Annotated in this window: 2 protein-coding genes; both read left to right on the top strand. The window is 73.2% G+C overall.

Going from position 1 to position 2,006, the window contains the following annotated elements; translation table 11 throughout:
• Positions 1-841: HAMP domain-containing sensor histidine kinase (locus tag AB0H87_RS41295; protein WP_360159174.1), on the top strand; the 841-nt coding region annotated here is incomplete at its 5' end.
• A 52-nt stretch (positions 842-893) separates the two neighbouring features.
• Positions 894-2,006: serine/threonine-protein kinase (locus AB0H87_RS41290; RefSeq protein WP_360159171.1), on the top strand; the 1,113-nt coding region annotated here is incomplete at its 3' end.

The raw sequence follows: 2,006 nt of genomic DNA, 5'->3' as shown, positions 1-2,006 counted from the left end.
GGTGCTGGCACCGCTGCACCGGGTCACGGACACCGCCCGTCGCATCGCCCGCGGCGCGGATCTGAGCCTGCACGAGCGGATCGGGCTCACCGGCGGCGACCACGACGTCAAGGAGCTGGCGGACACGTTCGACACGATGGTCGAGCGGCTGGACCGGTCGTTCGAGGGCCAGCGGCGGTTCGTCGCCAACGCGTCGCACGAGCTGCGTACGCCGCTGACGCTCAACCGCGCCCTGGTCGAGGTCGCGATGAACCGCCGCACGGCGTCACCGGACGTGACCCAGCTCGGCGAGACCCTGCTGGAGATCAACAGCCGGCAGGAGCGGCTGATCAACGGGTTGCTGCTGCTGGCCCGCTCGGAGCACGAGGTGGTCGACCGGCAGGAGATCGACCTGGCCGACATCGCGACCCACGTGACGGCGCAGGCGGCCGAGGAGGCCCGCGCGGCGTCGGTGACCCTCACGGAGGCGGCCGCACCCGCGCTCACCAGCGGCGACGCGGTGCTGCTGGAACGGCTCGCGCAGAACCTGGTGGAGAACGCGGTCCGGCACAACGTCGCCGGCGGGTTCGCCCTGATCAGCACCCGGACCGGGCCCGGTGGTGGCGCCGAGCTCGAGGTCGCCAACACGGGACAGGTCATTCCGGCGTACGAGATCCCGGGGCTGTTCGAGCCGTTCCGGCGCCTGGACGCGGACCGCCTGGTCACCGCGAAGGGCGCCGGCCTGGGCCTGTCGATCGTCAGATCCGTGGCCCGCGCGCACGGCGGCGACGCGACGGCCCGCCCCAATCCCGGTGGTGGCCTGGTCGTGACGGTTACCTTGCCAGCTGCCCGCGTTCCATGATGTGCTGGTCCCGCTCACGGAACTGACCGAGCCGGAAGCGGCGAGGTGGTGGATGACCGATCCGGACGTGGTCGCGGGACGCTACCGCGTCGTGCGGTCGCTGGGCGCCGGTGGGATGGGCCGGGTCTGGCTCGCCCGCGACGAGATCCTGCACCGCGACGTCGCGATCAAAGAGGTCCACGTGCCGCCGCAGGGCTCCGACGAGCACGGCGAGCTGCGCGACCGCACCTTGCGCGAGGCGCGCGCCGCGGCCCGGCTGAGCCACCCGAGCGTCGTCCGGGTCTTCAACATCGAGTCCGACGGCGAACGCGACTGGATCGTCATGGAGTACGTCCGGTCCCGCTCACTGCTGGAGGTGCTCCGGGAGGCCGGGGCGCTGCCGGTCGACGACGTGGTCGAGATCGGCCTGGCCGTGCTCTCCGCCCTCGCCGCCGCCAACAAGGCCGGTGTCCTGCACCGCGACGTCAAGCCCAGCAACGTGCTGATCGCCGAGGACGGGCGCGTGGTGCTCACCGACTTCGGCTCCGCCTCGCTCGACGAGAACGCGGGCGCGATCACCCGGAGCGGGGTCATCGTCGGCACACCGCAGTACATCGCGCCGGAACGGGCCGAGACGGGCATCGCCACACCGGAGTCCGACCTGTGGTCGCTCGGCGCGACGCTCTACCACGCCGTCGAGGGACGCGGCCCGTACGCCCGGACGACCATCATGGAGACCCTGTCCGCGCTGGCCAACGAGAAGCCGCACGGGATGACCCGCGCCGGCCCGCTGGCACCGGTCATCCGCGGCCTGCTCCGCAAGGATCCGCGGGCCCGGATGACGGCGGCCGAGGTGGAGCGTCGTCTCACGACGCTCGCGTCCGCGCGCACGGTCCGGCTGCGGCCCGCGGTCCGACCGGGCTGGCGCCCACGCCAGTGGCACTGGCTCACCGCGGGCGCGGCGGCCGCGGTGCTCGCGGTCGGGCTGATCGCGGTCAACACCGACGGCACCCGCAGCGGTGGCGGCGGTGCCGGCGCGGAGATCGAGGACGCGCGTTCACCCGTCGGTGCGGCGGCACCGTCGCCGCGGGACATCCCCGCGGGTTTCCGGTGGTGGTACGACCCGAACGGGGTCCAGATCGCGTACCCGGCCGGTTGGGAGATGCTGCGCGAGACGTCGGACGCC

Origin of the sequence: Asanoa sp. NPDC050611 (assembly GCF_040654855.1) — a bacterium.
In the GTDB taxonomy this organism is placed as follows: Bacteria; Actinomycetota; Actinomycetes; order Mycobacteriales; family Micromonosporaceae; genus Asanoa.
This window is presented reverse-complemented; position numbering and strand designations above follow the sequence as displayed.